Genomic DNA, 15,885 nt, shown 5'->3' with positions numbered 1-15,885 from the left:
CTTCCTGGACCATCAAGATCCATTGTCAGGTGTGTCCACACCACAGGAGTCACCTCAGATCGACTCCGCGGGTGCGCCCACGGCCAGATCGGCCCTGCCGTCCCCGTCGATGTCGTCGAGCGCCACTGCGGATCCGAAGCCGTCCTCGGCCTCCGAGGCGCCGGGGATCCCGGCCGTGTCCTGGGTGATCGTCACGGGAGGGCGAGAGGCGTCACGACCACTCGATGTGCCGTAGGTCAGGGTGACGTTGCCGCCGAGGCTGGTGCCCGGCATCCAGGAACGCGGGTCGCGGGGATGGCCGGTCACGATATCGGCGTAACCGTCGCCGTCCACGTCTGCGACAGCTGCCGTGGCACCGTGCGACACGTCGCCCGCGTACGTCCGCCGGGCGGGTTCGAGCGGGGACAGGTAGAGGGCCTGCTTGAAGTAGTCCTTGGTGTCATTGTTGTCACCACCGATCACGAGGTCGTCAGTGCCGTCGCCATTGACGTCACTCGACGCCAGCGACTCGATACCGGTGGAGCTTTTCGTCATGGACGTGACTTCGAAGCCGTTGCGGCCACCGAGCTGGCTGGTCTTGGCTGTTCCTCCGCGGTAGAAGAAGACGTAGTTGTCCTGGCTCTGGCCGACCGCGAGGTCGTGGCGGCCGTCACCGTCGAAGTCTCCGCCGGTGAGCACCTTTCCGAAGCCCGCCGGGTAGTCGAGCGCAGGTATCTCCAGAGCAGTGCCGCCGGACAGACCCCCGCTCCCGCCCCACAGCACGGTGACGGCCCCGCTGTTCTCACCCGAGCCCAGACCGGCGGTGGTGTCTTCGTGGGGTGCGCCGACGGCCAGGTCCGCAAAGCCGTCACTGTTGTAATCGCCTGCTGCCGTGACGGCACCGAAGTAGTCGTCCTTCTCGGACGCACCGGGAACGCCGCTGGAACTTTGAGTGACCACCTGCGTCTTGGCGCTCTGGAGTCCGCCGGCCGAGCCGTAGGTGATCACTACCGCTCCGGCCGCACCATGCCCTCCGACCTCGGTACCCGGTGCAGATACCGCGTGATCGCGAAACCCGTCGCCATTGAAGTCGTCGGCGTACCTCGAGGAGGCAGCACTGGAGGGAGCCGCAGCCAGCGTCAGTAGACCACCGGTCAGCGCGGCGGCCGAGGCGGTGGCCACGACGGTTCCGAAGCGTTTATGCACGTGACTCTCCTGCAGCATGAAGGATGCCGTGGGGACATCTCTCTTAGACGTCGTTTCCTTTGGTCTAGGCTCGGCTCGTGCCGTCGACTGGCCAGGTGGGTGCCGGTGCGATGTGGGAGTCTCCAGGGCATGAGTTACGACCTTGCTGTCTGGGAAGGCGAGAGGCCGGTGGATGACAAGACCGCCGGCCAGGTCTTCAGTGACCTGTACGCCCGCTACATCGATGGCGATCTGGAGGAGCCTCCCTCTGAACGCATCGCGGCTTACGTGGCCGCGCTGCTTGAGCGGTGGTGCGACCTCACCGAGGACGAGGAGGACACCTCTCCTTGGTCGACCGGCCCGCTGATCGGCGAGGCCAGCGGTCCGCTGATCTATTTCCCCATGCGGTGGAGCATGGCCGAAGAGGGCTCGGCCTACGCGGCAGCGGTGGCGGAGTCCATGGGGCTGGTCTGCTTCGATGTGCAGCAGGACCGGCTCAGGCCGTGAGCAGGGTTGCCAGTCGGCGGTAGCCGATGAGGATTGCGGCTATGCCGACGAAAGCGAGGAAGTGTTCGGCCTTGCGTTCGTAGCGACGGTGGAGGCGGCGGCAGCCCGCCAGCCAGGACACGGTTCTCTCGACCACCCAGCGATGCCGGCCTAGTCGCTGCGAGGACTCGACGCCCTTGCGGGCGATGCGAGGGCGGATGCCCCGCTCGCGCAGCCATCGGCGCAGGTGGTCGTAGTCGTAGCCCTTGTCGGCGTGCAGTTTCGCCGGCCGTCGGCGCCGGGGACCGCGGCGGGACCGGATCGGCGGGATACCTCGCACGAGCGGCTCCAGGCCCTGGCTGTCGTGCATGTTCGCACCGGAGATGCCCAGCGACAGCGGAAGCCCGTTCCGGTCACAGATCAGGTGGATCTTCGATCCCAACTTGCCACGGTCGGTCGGATTCGGTCCCGTCAAAGGCCCCCTTTTGCCGCCCGCAGACTGACCGAGTCGATCGCGCACCGCGACCAGTCCAACTCGCCCCGCGCTCCCAGTTCGTCGAGGATCACGCGGTAGAGCCGGGCCCAGACGCGTTCCCGGCTCCACTGGGCGAAGCGCCGGTAGACCGTGGGCCAGGCCGGGCCGAACACCGGCGGCACCTGCCGCCACGTGCAGCCCGACGTCGCCACGAAGATGATCGCGGCCAGAGTCTCCCGGTCACCGGCCCGGCGGCGGCCCCCGCCCTGCGGACGTATCACCACCGTCGGCGGCACCACCCGCCGGAACAGCACCCACAACTCCTCCGGCACCAACCGTTCGACCAGATCCGTCATGCACGGAACAACGAACGATCACGCCAAAGGAAACGACGTCTTAATAGGGGGCCGCTTTCCTCCGGATCCAGTGGTGCGCGCGGGATCTGGAGCGGTCGGCGCACAGAAGACCCATGACCCGGTGAAAGGGTTGTACGAACTATGCAGCAGGGGCCGTCGTCAAAGCGATCTTGCCAAGCGTAGGAGCGACGCAGGCTGACCGCGGCTTCGTAGGAAGCGGTGGCCTTCTCATACCTGGTTGCGATGCCGCGGAAGGCCTTGAGCCGGTTGAAGCAGCCTTCGACGGTGTTGCGCGGTAGGTGAAAGCCCGATGGTCGGCCGCCTCGCCGGCCACGGTTGCGCCGGTGTGTCTCCGCATCGTCCGCCGCTGCCAGCGCTCAGCGTATTCAACCGGCATCCCGGTCACAGAACGAGCTGTGTGGTCCCGGGTACCGCGGGTAGCGGGTGCTGGCCCCACCCCCGATCGGCCGGACAGCCGGATGGCCCGGTGGATCCCGTATCGGCACGGTGGGACGGTACCCAGCAAGTCGCCTACAGAGAAGGCAAGATCGTGCGCATCGTCACGGCCACCGCCGTCGCCCTGACCCTCGTCGGCGCAGCCGCGCCGGCCGCCACCGCCCACCAGCCCGCCACCGACGGAATCTGGCGCACCGACGGCTACGGCACCGTGCTCTCCATCCGGAACGGAACCCTCCAGGAGCACCAGACCACCGCCGCCAGCTGCATCGCGGGCGACACCGCGCAGCGGACCGACCCCGGCGCCTACACCACGCCTGGAGGCACCGTCCTCACTGTGCGCACCCGCGGGAACCGCGACCGCGCTTCCGTACGGCTGGACGGCGACGTCGGCGAACGGAACCTGCGCCGGACGACGGAACTGCCCGACGCCTGCACGCGTTCCGCCCCCGGGGGTCCGCTCGCCTCCTTCGACGTCTTCTGGCAGTCCTTCGAGGAGAACTACCCCTTCTTCGCTGCCAAGGGCATCGACTGGCACGCCGTACGCGACCGGTACCGACCCACGGTCCACGAACAGACGACCCCGGACGAACTCTTCGCCGTCTTCAAAAAGATGGTCGAGCCGCTCCACGACGCCCACGTCGCCGTCTGGGACGTCGACGGCGACGGTGACGGTGACCCCGACCGGGCCTTCGCGCAGGTCCGCCCAGGCACAGTCCGGCCCGACGGGAAGCTCGACGCCAAGGTCAAGAAGTTCGTCGTGGAGCGCGACCTCAAGAACGCCCGGAACCTCCAGGACTTCGCCGCCGGGCGGATCACCTACGCCGACCTCCCCGGCGGGCAGGGCTACCTGCGGATCTCCGGCTTCGGCGGCTACGCGGGCGGCAAGGCCTCCTACGCCGCCGAGCTGGCCGAGCTCGACAAAGCGCTGGACACGGTCCTCGGCCAGGAGCGCACCCGGCACCTGAAGGGCCTGGTCATCGACCTGCGGATCAACGGCGGCGGATCCGACGCCATGGGGCTCCACATCGCCGGGCGGCTGACCGATACCCCCTACCTCGCCTACTCCAAGCGGGCCCGCAACGATCCCGCGGACCCCACCCGGCACACGCGCCCCCAGCCCCTGTACGTCACGCCCGCCCAGGGCCCCCGCTACACCGGACCGGTCGCCGTGCTGACCGGCGGCTCGACCGTCAGCGCGGGAGAGACCTTCACCCAGGCCCTCATGGACCGGCCCGGGCGGACCGTGCGGATCGGGCAGCCCACGCAGGGCGTCTTCTCGGACGTCATGGTGCGCAAGCTCCCCAACGGCATGTCGGTCTGGCTGCCGAACGAGGAGCTGCTGGCCCGTTCGGGCAGGACCTTCGACGGCGCGGGCATCCCGCCGCACCTCACCGAGCCGGTCTTCACCACGCAGGAGTTCGACCAGAACAAGGACTCGGCCTTCGACCGGGCCGTGAAGGTCCTGCGGGACTAGGACGGTGCGGGACTAGGACGGATCCTCCCGCAGACGCCCCGGCCCGCCGGCCTGGAGTTATCGTGAAAGTGTCACGCCACATCAGGAGCGATGCGAGGGTGACGGCTGCTTGGTAGGACTGGCCCGGGGTGCGGCACTCCATCGCCTGGCTGTGGTGACGATGCCGGGCATCGTCCACCGAGTGGAACCCACGATGTTCAGCATCCAGTGGACGATGCCCGGCATCGGGTGCAGAACATCGGGTGCACTCCATCGAGTGGAGAGTGGAGGCCACTCCGGGTGGGCTCCACTCCGGTGCGCACCGGCTGACGGTGGACTCCACTCTCGTGCGCACCACAATGTTCCGCGCCGCACCGGGTGTGCCTCGCGACGATGCCCGGCACTCTCGTGCGCACCACGATGTCGAGCATCCGATGTTCCGCACCGCACGCGATGCGCACCGCCCGGATCGCGCGCACCAGTCGACGATGCCGGGCACTCTCGTGCGCACCACGATGTCCGGCACCCGATGTTCCGCACTCCACCCAGTGCGCACCGCCCGGGTCGTGCGCACCGGCGGCCCGACCCCTTGTCCGGCTCCGGCCGGGCGAACCGGCCCCCCTTGTCCGCCTCCAGGCAGGAGCCCGGCCACCCCTTGTCCAGGCCGGGGCGGGCGCACGTTTCTCCTTGACCACGTTGGCTACCGGAGCGTCTCCCCTTGCCAGAGCCGGTCCCAGCCGCCGATCAGATCGAAGTCAAGGGGGCATGTGATATAGGAGTCCGCCCCGCCTGCGGACCGGCGAACAGCGACGTGGTGTGCGCACTCGATACGCGCGGCGCGCGGGGCGCACCGCACCTTCCGGGAGGCGCGCGCACCGGATGCGCGCGGCGCGGTCCACAGTGCGCATGGTGCGCGCACCTCCCGCCGGTGGCGCGCGCACGATGCGCACCACTGACGGGCTCGGTGCGCACTACACGCCGGTGGTGCGCACCACGGGTGCACCGGCCGGTGCGGGGCGCGCTTCCATCGCCTGCTCCATCCCGGCGGCCTCCAGCTGGCGGAGTACGTCGGCGACGTCGCCGTGGTCCTCGGTGAGGATGTTCTCGGTGAAGCGGACGATGGTGTCGGCGATGCCCGGCGGGAAAGCCAGGCAGGCGCCGTCGCCGTGGCACAGGACCTCCAGGAGCAGGCGTCCGAGCGCCGCTGCCAGGAAGGAGTGCGCACAAGGCTCCCCGTCGCAGTCGTCCACGGCGGTGATCGGGATGAAGATGCGCGCGGCGACGTCCAGGAGCAGCCGGCGCATCTCCGTGCCGCCCGTGTCCTCGATGACCGCGCAGGCGGTGCCGATGTCGTCGGCCTGCCGCGCCCGGATGTAGGCGAAGGCGTCGGCGACGTCCTCCGGCTCCATCGGAGCGAGCGGCGCGGTGACGATGTTCTCGGGCATGACAGCTCCTCACGTACGGGCCGCCTCGCTGATCGCGGCGACCTCGAAGCCACCCTCGAACTGCGGCCCTGTGGACAGAGTCCGGCCGCCGGGCGGGGAGAGATCTCCTCCCCGCGCCGCTCGTGCTACCCCCTTGTCCAGGTCCGCTACCTGCGACATTCAGCGCGAAACGGGGCGGCGCCCGGGGAGGAGAAATCTCCGTCCCCGGCCTCTCGTTCGGCTCAGGCCGCAGCCGCCACGTACCCGGCGCCGGCGTCACCGCGGACATCGGCGAGGAACTGGGACACCTGGTCGACCTCCTGCATGCACTCGATCAGGAACCCGGCCGCGATGAGCGCCGTCTGCGCCCCGCCGTCGCCCGCGAGGCACCACCGCTTGAGGTACCGGCTCGCCACCGTCACCAGCTGCCGCAGGGCGTAGGCGGACTCGCAGTCGGTGTGCTCCTCGGGCACGGCGGTGATGTAGTCGGCCAGCAGCAGCGCGCCGAACTCACCGATCAGCCGTGCCAGCCCGGGGCCGTCGGCGTGGAACTCCGCGAGCGCGGGCTTGTCTTCCTCGCTGCCTTGGCCCCGCCAGACCAGCTCCACATAGTCGGCGGCCCGCCGGATCTGCTCCGGGGCGAGCTGGGCCTTCGGCGACGTCGTCTCCATGACGGCTCCCTACCTGTTCGCTGGCCGCGCGCCTGCTGCGCCCGGCCTGTTGATCAAAGCCTCGGGGTGCGGGCCTGTGGACAGCGGCCGCGCTCCAGGCCGGGGCGCTGCCTGTGACGTCGGTCACGGACAAAGCGGGACTGCAAGGGGTGCAAAGGGCATACCGAAACTGGACTAGCGAGTCAGAACAGACGTTGGTCAAGGGGTGCTTCCTCACGGTGGGCCCTGGCCCGTACGCCTCACGCGTGCGGGCCGGACCTGCCACCGATCCGGCCGTGTACGGCCGGAGAAACCCGAGGACGCGATGACCACCGCACCCGACCCGCACACCTCGCCGGCCCCGGCGGACACCGCTGCGACGGCGAGCCCCGCTCCCAGCCCCGCAGCTTCCAATCGACGACTGACGGTTGTCGCTGATCAGACCCCCGATTCGACCGCTCCGGCCAGTTGCAACTCCTCTTCTCCTAGTACTGATGTACCTGGAGAAGCGTCCCGGCCCCGGAAGGCCCCGGCGACGAAGGCCGGCGCGGACCTCCGCGGCGAGGTCCTGCTCACGCTCGCCCAGCTGCGTCTGGCCACCCCCCGCCAGCTCAAGGCGCTGCTGCTGCCCCATCAGCAGGACACCGACCACGTCCGCCGCGCGCTGCGCAACCTGCTCTCCGAATCCCCAGACCTGGTCGGCCGGACTCACCGCGCCCAGCAGAGCTACTGGTACTGCACCCCGGCGGGGCTCGCCGAAGCCGCCGCCTCCGCTGAGCTCGCGCCGACGACCGGCCGGACGACGGGCAAGCGCATCGCGGCCAGCAAGACGGGTCTTCGGGAGCACGGCCTCGCCCTCGTCGACACCGTCATCGCCTTCCACCAGGCGGAGGTGGCCGACCATGCCGACTGGCGGGTAGAAGTCGCCCACCCCACCCCGGCCGGGAACCTTTTGCCCGACGCCGTGGCGCTCCTGGCCGACGGCTCCAGCGCGTTCGTGGAGATCGACCGCACCATGTCCTACGCCCGCCTGCTCGCCAAGCTGGAGCGCTACGCCGCCTACCGCAACGCCCCGGCGTCCGGGCGCGGAAATGCCGCCCGCGCCCCGCGCAGCCATTGGCAGGAGACCTATGCCGGGCCGTCGCTGGAGCGGCCCTTCCCGCCGCTGCTGTTCGTCTTCGCCCCGGCCCCGCGCCGCGCGGCCCCAGATACGAGGGATGCCGCCTTCCACGACCGTGCCCGGCCGAACTGGCGGATCACCGTGGCGACGACGACCCTTCACCAGCTCACCCACGACGGGGCCGACCGGCCGGTGTGGCGGGTCGTCGGCCACGGTGAGGACCGGCGGGCGCTGACCGCATTGCCCAAGCCGCGGTGAGCACAGCGGGCCCGGCCTCCACCCAGGCCGGGCCCGCCGGCTCTGCCCGGCTGTCGGTGATGGCTGGAAAGCTGCTCGGATGAACGGAGACGAGCAGCTGCTGAACGGCCGCGTCTACGGCGCGGAGCACGACGACCCCAACCCCGGGCCGCTCCCGCACCGGACCTACGCCGAACTGGTCGGCGGGCCACTGGACGGCCTGCTGCTGGACATCTACGGCTGGCGGACCGAGGAAGTCGACGACGGCGTCGCCCTGACCACCGAGCTCTCCCGGTGGCCCGGCGGCCGCGCCCTGTGTGACCCACAACCGGGCGAGCCCCGCACCCCCGGTCCGGGCGTCAGCTGCCGCTTCTACTACTCCGGCGACACACCCTGACGCCGGCCGGCGGCGTCCCGCCCGCTTCCGGTCAGCTGCGGACGGTGTCCTCGTGCCAGATGTCCAGCACCACAAGGCCGGGCTCCGCTCGAGTTCGCGCTGTCCACTGATCGGTTTAACAGCGCCGGTGCTGCCGCAGAGATGTGAGGACTACCCCCGTGCTGTACGGGATTCATGCCGTAAGGGAGAGACGATCTTGGGTGAGTTCCGTCCGGTGGCCAACGGACTTCGTACCGATCATCCTGTTCCGGGTCTGCCGTTCATCAACGACGAACGGCTGCCGCTCGGCAATCCGGACGCGATCGAGCGCACCGGCCGGGACCAGGGCGAGGGGCTGTGGGGCCGCACCGACCCGTTACCGGGAGGCGGCTGGGTGGCGTTCACTACCGAGCCGAAGAACCGCGCGTACGCGTGGGCCGTTCACTACCACCCCGAGCACGGCCGCACGGTGGTGCTGGTCACGGACGGCAGCTGGAGCGGGCTCCACCACGACTGGGTGTATGGGCACACCGGCTTCCTCTACCGGCGCGGCGGCTACTGGTGGGACGGCACCGCCTGGCACCGGCCCGGCGTGGTCTTCGACGGCGCCTACGAGCGCTACGACGCCCGCCCCGTCCAGGACGCGCTCACCGTCACGGCCGCGGACCTCCTAGTCCACCCCGCCGACCCGGGCAAGGCGAGTATCGCCACCATCGCCGGGTTCACCGCGCCTACGACGGCCCTGCCCAACTGGCGTGATCATCTGGCGCTGTGGGCGGAGCACCGCCGGCGCGTGCCGGATGCACGGCCGTTGGACGAGTGCGTCGTCGACCTGAAGGCTCCCGAGTTGGAGCCGGGCCTCCTGGTGGACCGCGCCGGGCTGGCGAAGATCGTGAACATCGCTGAGGACGACCTTCCGGTCCCCGAGTACGAGGACCACAAGATGCCCGAGCCACAGGCTCACGGCGCCAACGGACCTTTGTGGTCGCAGCCCGTGGCCCGGGACTGGGCTGAACAGCATCGCCGCGACCACGGTCCCGGCGCCCTCCTCTCCGCCACCACCTCTTTCGGCACCCCGCAGCCCCAGGGGCTCGTCGCCGACCACAACCGCCTCACCAAGGTCATCCACATCGACGGGAAGCAGACCGGGGAGGCAGCCAAGACCCTCGCCTGGTGGCCCGCGGTCTCCCTCACGGTGGGAACCGACAGCCTCGTCCCCATGTCGGCGCTGCGCACGACCCTGATCGAGGCCGTGCTCTCCCATCTGGCCACAGGCGTCAAGAAGGGGAGGAGCGGAATCTGGCTCGGCACCCTCCGCCGCGACGTGGTCAAGGTCTTCGACTGGTACGTCCAGCGAAAGCCGGACCACACCGCAGGACTCCTGAGCGAGATCTGCCTGGACGCCCACACACGGCTGGACGTGGACCCGCAGACTGTGGGGCAACTCATCCGCCGATCCCTCCACCACGACAGCACGCTCGGCAAGGAAACCATCGACGCGCTCCTCGGCATGGCCTTGCCGCCGTCCGCGAAACCCTCCGAGAGCTAGCCAGGAGACCCCAGCCAGCTGCGCCCCGCCAGGCCCCGGCCCAGCGAGTGGTCCGATGCGGAACCGGCGGCCTCCAGGCCGCCGCACCACCGGAGTCCCGGAGGGCCGCGGCCTCCAGTCGCCCGCCTACGGCGCCCCCTCCCCGGCCCTGCTCGCCCGCGCGGACCGTGGCTTCGCCCGGTTCCTCGCCCAGCGGACCGAGGACCAGGACGACGGGGCCGACGGCAGCGAGGACCCCCAGCGGTGACCGCCGGCCACCCGCGCGACGACGCCCCAGCAGCGAGGCCCGCCATGCACACCAGCAGCCACACGGTCCTCTACGACCCCGACGGTCTGATCGAGGCGGAGCTCCCGCTCGACCGCGAACCGCACGAAAGCCTCGTCACGGCCGTCCTGGCCTGGACCGGCGAGGACACGCTCGCGACCCGCGACTACGAGCAGATCGCCCTCCAGCTGACCGGCCACGCCCGCGCGCTCGCCGCCGACGTACGGCGCCGCGCCGACCAGCTGCCGAAGAGCAGCGGCCCCTGGGCGCTCGCCGCCGTCGTCCTGCGCGAGGCGGAAGGCCGGCTGTCCGCGACGCTGGAGGGCACCGTGCGCTGCGTCCAGAACCGCGCCCGCCTCGTTCGCGCTCTCTACGAACGGCTGGACCGCCTGGAGGCCGCGCTCGCCCCGGAGAGGGTTGTACCGAGCGGGGGCTGAACCGTGGGCTGGACAGTTGCTTCCAGCTACTTCGTCAGCGTGTCGAGTGCCTTCCTTGCCTCACCCAACAAGTCGCTGACCTGGCGCAGAGCATCTTCCTGGGCGTCGGCGGGCTTGCTGACCGTTCCAGCGGAGGAGGCCTGGCCCGGCTCCCGCCTCGGATACCGTGTTGCTCTACGGGGTGCCATAACGGATGTGACGCCCCCCCACCGGAGGTCGTCAGCGTATGAGTTCAAAGCGCAGCAAGAATCCAGCCCTGCCCGTACTTGACGACGCATTCCGACTCGCGTCGGTCAAGGACGCCGAAGAGTCCACCCGTGACTTGGCCGCGCGGCTGGCCACCACCGAGCTGCGCCGCGTTTCCCACCCGGGCCGGATCACCTGGGAGCCCACCGATCAGGCCGAGCCCGTTCCGGTCCCGCCGACTGTGGTCGACGGTGACGGGGACCTGTGGCTGCGGGACCGGGGCGCTGGCACCTGGACCATGCCCGAGTTCAACCCGAAGGAGTTCCCGGCCCGCTGTGGCGAGGTTCTGACGTGGAACCAGCTTGCCTGCGAGTTCGGCCCGCTGACCGCACTGGCCGACGACCGCCGCATCGGCGGCGGCCGGCGTCGCTGACCGCGCAGCCTTCTGGGATGGCCGCGCCCCTGAAGCGCCCGTTACGGGTAGCTGGGAGCTCCAGCTCACCGCCGAGCTCGACGATGGCGGCGAGCAGGTGAGCGTGGTGGTGGCGTGCGACGGCCTCGGTGCGGCCGGCGTCGGTGGACCAGCCGGGTAGCGGTCGGCCTTCAGTTGCCGTGGTGAGCGCGCGGCCCAGCTCGCCGATCGACTGCTGCCAGTCGGCCAACTGCCCGAGCAGGCCGCGCACCAGCTCGTCGACGGCGGCCGCCGGGCCGGCGCCGAAGGCCCGCGCTTCGGCGGCGGCCTCGGCGAGGACGTCTTCGTCCAGGTCCTCGAGGGCCTCACGCCACAGAGCGGCCGCAGCGTCGAAAGCGGCCAGGGCGACACGTCCCGTGCAAACACCGCCGCATATCGCGCTCTGAGCTGCGGTGACGCCTCGGATAAAGGTTCGAGGAATCGGTGTTGCACCTCGCGTTGCAGGCCCGCGCCATGTCCGGGCGGAGCCGCCGCCGACAGCACGAGGCCCCGGGCGATGACGCCCGGGGCCTCTCGGCGCACTTCGCTCGACCGTCCTGTTCAACGACCAGCCGCAGCCGGTGTCACGCCCAGTCCACGCCCAGCGTCGCGATTGCGGCGAGCTGGTCAGCGGTGAGCTTCTCGCGTCTCGCACGTGTGCTCGAAATCCATACGCCGAGCTTGACGACCACCGGCTCCGCCTCGCAGTCGACCATGATCTCTTCGCTGTGACCGCGCGGCAACGGCCGGTCTACGCCTTCCCTCTCGACCCATTGTGTGAGGGTCGCTGGAATGCCTGTTGTGCTTTGTTCGGGCCCTTCGTCGCACGCGTGGCTGCTGGGGTGGGTGACGGGGCCTGGTCGGGTTGTACGCCCAGCGCAGTCGGCCGTTCCTGCTGTTCGGTCGACAGCTGCGCCCAGGTGCCCGGCTGGGCCTGCCGCTGGAGCCACCGCCCGATGTCGTCGCCGTCCATCAGCACGCCGGGCTGGATGTCGGGCAGGCTGCCGTCGGCATCGACCAGGTCGGCGAGGACGCGGTAGTGGCGTTGCCAGTCGAGTGGCCACGGGCAGTTCCAGTCCGGGTCGATCGAGGCCAGTTGCTTCGCGCGCTCCTCCGCCCGTTTCGGGTCCTTGCCGACGCCGCCTTTGCGGCGGAGGTTGGCCATGTGCTGGCCGACCGGGACCATGGCCTCGTCCTCGCCCCACACCGCGTCCTGTCGCGGCGCGAGGTGTCCCATGGCCTGTCGGTAGGACCGGAGCGCGGCGAGCTTGTTCTCCCCACGCCTCCTCGCCCGGCTCCCACACCATCCGGGCCTCCGGGGAGGCCAGCAGCACCTTGCGCCGCACCTCCAGCTCCCCGGCCCGCAGGGCCTTGCGCTGCTGGTGGACCCATCGGCCAAGCGGAAAGTCCTTCGTCACGCCCACCTCGACCTCGACGTCATAGGGCACGGCGTAGAGGCCGGTGATCTCGTCCTCCTCCGCCAGCGCAGCAGGGCCTGGTAGCCCTCCAGCCACACCAGCGACTCCGGCCGGTAGACCCGGGTACGGAGGAACGCGGCGATGGTCGCGGCGTCGCGGGGAGAGGAGAAGTGGAGCAGGGCGGCTTCGGCGGCGGCCTGCGTGTCGTCCTCCTGGTCCTGGCCGTCGCCCTCGCCGCCGGCCCCGACGATCTGCCCGTCCTGGTCGCGCCGGATGTGGACTGTGCGCTTGCCGCTGGTGAGCGCGCGGGAAGCGAGCTGCTCGACGAGTCGTTCATCGTGCGCTCGAAGTCCCTTTATCTGGGGGGCTTGGGTTACCGGCCGGTCGGGTGAAGCGCCGGGGCGGCGCCGCTTTGGTCGCGGCAGGGCCACTGGACAATAGGCAGGCTGACGAGCAGGTGCCTGCGGCGGCACCGACAGGCCGGCGTGATGCGGCCGCCATCCCACCTCCGTTCCCGCACCACGCTGTACTGGGCAGTACCAGAGAGCCTGGTTACCGCCGTGTCCTGAGGGCATTGGTGTGATGAGTGAGTGGAACTGGGCATGGCTCCTGGGGGCCCGATCGCGGTGCCGGTCGGGCCCCGAGCCGTCCCGGTGAACACTTCCCTACCGTGCGGAGCACCAGAAGGGAACTCCCGATGGCCGGTCTGAGGCTGGGCCCGCTCCTGCGCCATGTGGACTGGGAGACGGGCACGAGCGCGACGGTGTGGGTCGAGACCGACCGGGCGTGCACGGCGGAGGTCCGGTGCCCTGGCGGCGCCGGTGGTTCGACCCCCACGTTCCGCATCCTCGGCCACCACTACGCACTGGTAGTCGTGACAGGACTCACCCCCGGGTCCGCCACGAGGTACGAAGTACTGCTCGACGGCGAGCGGGTATGGCCCCTTCCGGACTCGCCCCAGCCGCCCAGCACCATTCACACACCGCCGGTCCCGGCGACGGGCGCGGTGGTCGCCTTCGGCTCGTGCCGGTGGGCGGCGCCTGCCGTGGGCGAGCCCGATCCGGTGGGACCCGATGTCCTCGACACCCTCTCCGCACGGCTCGCCGCCGACCCAGAGGCCGAGCGTCCGGACGTTCTCCTCCTCCTCGGCGACCAGGTGTACGCGGACGAGACCTCCGCCGAAACCCGCGCCTGGATCGCCCGGCATCGGCGGGCCGCTGGCACCGGCTCCACCGCCCCACCCGACCAGGTCGCCGACTACGAGGAGTACACCCACCTCTACGACGAGTCCTGGGGCGACCCCGAACTGCGCTGGCTGCTCTCGACCGTACCCAGCTGCATGATCTTCGACGACCACGACGTCATCGACGACTGGAACACCAGCGCCGCCTGGGTAGCCGACATGCGGGCAACGCCCTGGTGGCACGAGCGGATCACCAGCGGCCTGATGTCGTACTGGGTCTACCAGCACCTCGGGAACCTTTCCCCCGCCGAGCTCGCCGAGGACACGTTGTACGCGGCGGTACTGGCGGCCGACGACGGTACGGAGGTGCTGCGCGCGTTCGCCGAGCGCGCCGTTGCCGACCCTGCGACGGTGCGCTGGAGCTACCGCAGGGACTTCGGCCGCACCCGGCTGGTGATGGTCGACACCCGGGCCGCGCGGGTTCTGGAGGAGCAGCAGCGGGCGATGCTGGACGCCGAGGAAGCGGCCTGGCTGCGGACGCAGGCCTGCGACGACCCCGCCGGCGTTGACCACCTGCTGATCGGGACCTCACTCCCGTGGCTGCTGCCCCCGATGGTTCACTTCGCGGAGGGCTGGCACGCGGCGCTCTGCCGGGGCGAACGGGGACCTCGCTGGGCACGCTTCGGTGAATGGCTGCGCCGACGCGCGGACCTGGAGCACTGGGCGGCGTTCACCTCGTCGTTCGACAATCTCACCCAGACGGTCGCCGAGGTAGGCAGAGCCGACGCCGCTCCGGCGACGGTGTGCGTGCTCTCCGGAGACGTACACCACGCGTATGTGGCGGAGCCCGTCTGGGCCACCGGACAGCAGCCGCGCTCCCACGTCTTCCAGTTCACATGTTCACCGCTGCACAACTCGGTGCCCGCAGCCATACGGGTCGGATTCCGTTTCGGCTGGAGCCGGTTCGCGAAAGCGATCGGGCATCTCCTCGCCCGCCACGGACGGGTCGCAAGACCGGCCGTCCGCTGGGAACGCACCGGCGGACCCTGGTTCGGCAACCAGATGATGACACTGACACTGCGCGGACGTACCGCGCGGCTACGGCTGGAAAAGGCGGCGGGCGGTAAGCGGGGGCACCGCGGGACCGACCGCGCCGGAGCCCGGCTCCTCGGTGTCCTCGACCGGAGTCTGGCAGACGAAAGTTGACCCCCCGCCGGACGGCGCCCCCCAACACACACAGACCCATGCGCCGCAGCGACGGTCGAACGAGTGAGCTGCGTGCTTCTGGCCGGTGATCAAACATGCGTGGCGGGTGCGGCGCCGGAGCAGTGGGGAAGCCCCCACAGGCCCTGCTTGCGGCAGGCCAAGCACATGCGCTGCACCGTGGTGCGCGAGACGCGGCCGAAGCCGAGCGCGGTCAGCTCATCGACCGAGCGAAGGAGGTGCGGTTGCCGAGGGCGAGCAGCCGTATGAGCCCCGGCCCGGACTCTGTGGTCGACCACCGCAAGGCTTCGGATCAGGGCTGAGGCCGGTACCGCGCACTTCTTGGTCGTACTCGCGAGCGGTCGGGCCTCGGTGGGCATCCCGCCGCGAGGGCCCGACCGTTCAGGACAATGCCGCCGACGTCGATGCTCAGCCCGCTGCGATCAAGGCACCGGGCCGCCAGCAAGGACTTCTGGGCAGCAGGCCGTCAGGTGGCCCAGTGGAGCCCGAGCGCGGCGAGCTGCTCGCGCTGTTCCGGGCTCAGCCCTGCACGCCTGGAGTGGGTGTTGGACAGCCATACACCAAGTCGTATTGGGGTGCCGTCGGGCAATCTTCGGTGTGCCCTCGGTAATCTTTCCTTCGCGGGCTTTGTACTGGGCGAGGGCGGCGATGCCTCGCTCGAACGCCCCACCGCCGGCACGTCGTATGGCCTTCTGCACCGGAACAGCCAGCCGTTCCGCGGGGCCGATCCCGAGGCGTGTCAGGCGCTCGCGCTGCCCGTCGTGCAGCAGGTGCCAGTCGCGCCGCTGGGTGGCCAGCCAGCGGCCTACGTCCATGCCGTGCACCATCGTCCCGGGCTTCCACGTACGCCCGGACGCTGCCCGGCTCCACAAGCCCCGCCAGCGCGGCGTAGTGGCGCTGCCAGTCGATGGACCAGTCCGGCTTCCAGTCCGGGTCGATCGCCGCCAGCAGCGCCGCACGACGCGCCGCCCG

General features: G+C 70.4%; 13 protein-coding genes and 1 pseudogene. 9 read left to right on the top strand and 5 right to left on the bottom strand.

Annotated features, from left to right (window positions below; all coding sequences use genetic code 11):
* Window positions 1-54: 54 nt before the first annotated feature.
* Complete coding sequence (locus IE185_RS31110) at window positions 55-1,203, bottom strand: FG-GAP-like repeat-containing protein (protein WP_138898610.1); 1,149 nt, start codon at window positions 1,201-1,203, stop codon at window positions 55-57.
* A 111-nt stretch (window positions 1,204-1,314) separates the two neighbouring features.
* Here IE185_RS31110 and IE185_RS31105 point away from each other — a divergent pair, with 111 nt between their 5' ends.
* The gene (locus tag IE185_RS31105) at window positions 1,315-1,671 is read left to right on the top strand and encodes a hypothetical protein (protein ID WP_138898611.1); all 357 of its coding nucleotides are present in this window, start codon (window positions 1,315-1,317) and stop codon (window positions 1,669-1,671) included.
* Here the strand turns inward: IE185_RS31105 and IE185_RS31100 are convergent.
* Window positions 1,661-2,481 (bottom strand): IS5 family transposase gene (locus tag IE185_RS31100; protein ID WP_170198409.1). Its coding sequence is split into 2 segments (ribosomal slippage): window positions 1,661-2,127 and window positions 2,127-2,481, totalling 822 coding nucleotides; the frame shifts between segments, so codons are not numbered across the junction. The genes IE185_RS31105 and IE185_RS31100 overlap by 11 nt on opposite strands.
* 550 nt (window positions 2,482-3,031) lie before the next feature.
* Here IE185_RS31100 and IE185_RS31090 point away from each other — a divergent pair.
* Window positions 3,032-4,414: a S41 family peptidase gene (locus tag IE185_RS31090; RefSeq protein WP_189716439.1), complete on the top strand. Its 1,383-nt coding sequence runs from the start codon at window positions 3,032-3,034 to the stop codon at window positions 4,412-4,414.
* 950 nt (window positions 4,415-5,364) lie between these two features.
* Here IE185_RS31090 and IE185_RS31085 read toward each other — a convergent pair.
* Complete coding sequence (locus tag IE185_RS31085; RefSeq protein WP_138898009.1) at window positions 5,365-5,838, bottom strand: hypothetical protein; 474 nt, start codon at window positions 5,836-5,838, stop codon at window positions 5,365-5,367.
* A 221-nt stretch (window positions 5,839-6,059) separates the two neighbouring features.
* A complete protein-coding gene (locus IE185_RS31080; RefSeq protein WP_138898008.1) occupies window positions 6,060-6,488 on the bottom strand; it encodes a hypothetical protein in 429 nt (142 codons plus the stop codon).
* Between the two features lie 304 nt (window positions 6,489-6,792).
* On the opposite strand from IE185_RS31080, the gene IE185_RS31075 reads away from it, so the two are divergent.
* From IE185_RS31075 to IE185_RS31050, 6 genes are all read left to right on the top strand, one after another.
* Window positions 6,793-7,845 carry a replication-relaxation family protein gene (locus IE185_RS31075; RefSeq protein WP_138898007.1) on the top strand — a complete coding sequence of 351 codons (1,053 nt, stop codon included), beginning with the start codon at window positions 6,793-6,795 and terminating at the stop codon, window positions 7,843-7,845.
* Between the two features lie 79 nt (window positions 7,846-7,924).
* A complete protein-coding gene (locus IE185_RS31070) occupies window positions 7,925-8,221 on the top strand; it encodes a hypothetical protein (RefSeq protein ID WP_138898006.1) in 297 nt (98 codons plus the stop codon).
* Window positions 8,222-8,417: 196 nt separating this feature from the next.
* Window positions 8,418-9,749 (top strand): hypothetical protein, encoded by a 1,332-nt coding sequence (locus IE185_RS31065; protein ID WP_138898005.1) that lies wholly within the window; start codon window positions 8,418-8,420, stop codon window positions 9,747-9,749.
* Between the two features lie 55 nt (window positions 9,750-9,804).
* Window positions 9,805-9,996 carry a hypothetical protein gene (locus IE185_RS31060; RefSeq protein ID WP_189716437.1) on the top strand — a complete coding sequence of 64 codons (192 nt, stop codon included), beginning with the start codon at window positions 9,805-9,807 and terminating at the stop codon, window positions 9,994-9,996.
* A 44-nt stretch (window positions 9,997-10,040) separates the two neighbouring features.
* Entirely contained in the window at window positions 10,041-10,451 is a 411-nt protein-coding gene (locus IE185_RS31055) for a DUF6415 family natural product biosynthesis protein (RefSeq protein ID WP_138897553.1), read from the top strand.
* A 226-nt stretch (window positions 10,452-10,677) separates the two neighbouring features.
* Complete coding sequence (locus IE185_RS31050) at window positions 10,678-11,070, top strand: hypothetical protein (RefSeq protein ID WP_138897552.1); 393 nt, start codon at window positions 10,678-10,680, stop codon at window positions 11,068-11,070.
* Window positions 11,071-11,672: 602 nt separating this feature from the next.
* Here IE185_RS31050 and IE185_RS31045 read toward each other — a convergent pair.
* Window positions 11,673-12,865: pseudogene (locus IE185_RS31045) on the bottom strand (helicase associated domain-containing protein); the annotation flags it as partial.
* Window positions 12,866-13,203: 338 nt separating this feature from the next.
* Here IE185_RS31045 and IE185_RS31040 point away from each other — a divergent pair.
* Window positions 13,204-14,895 (top strand): alkaline phosphatase D family protein, encoded by a 1,692-nt coding sequence (locus tag IE185_RS31040; RefSeq protein ID WP_138897551.1) that lies wholly within the window; start codon window positions 13,204-13,206, stop codon window positions 14,893-14,895.
* The last annotated feature ends 990 nt before the right edge of the window (window positions 14,896-15,885 follow it).

It is taken from the genome of Streptomyces chryseus (assembly GCF_014650755.1).
Taxonomy (GTDB): domain Bacteria; phylum Actinomycetota; class Actinomycetes; order Streptomycetales; family Streptomycetaceae; genus Streptomyces; species Streptomyces chryseus.
The sequence above is the reverse complement of the archived record's forward strand: the minus strand, read 5'-3'. Positions and strand labels throughout refer to the sequence as shown.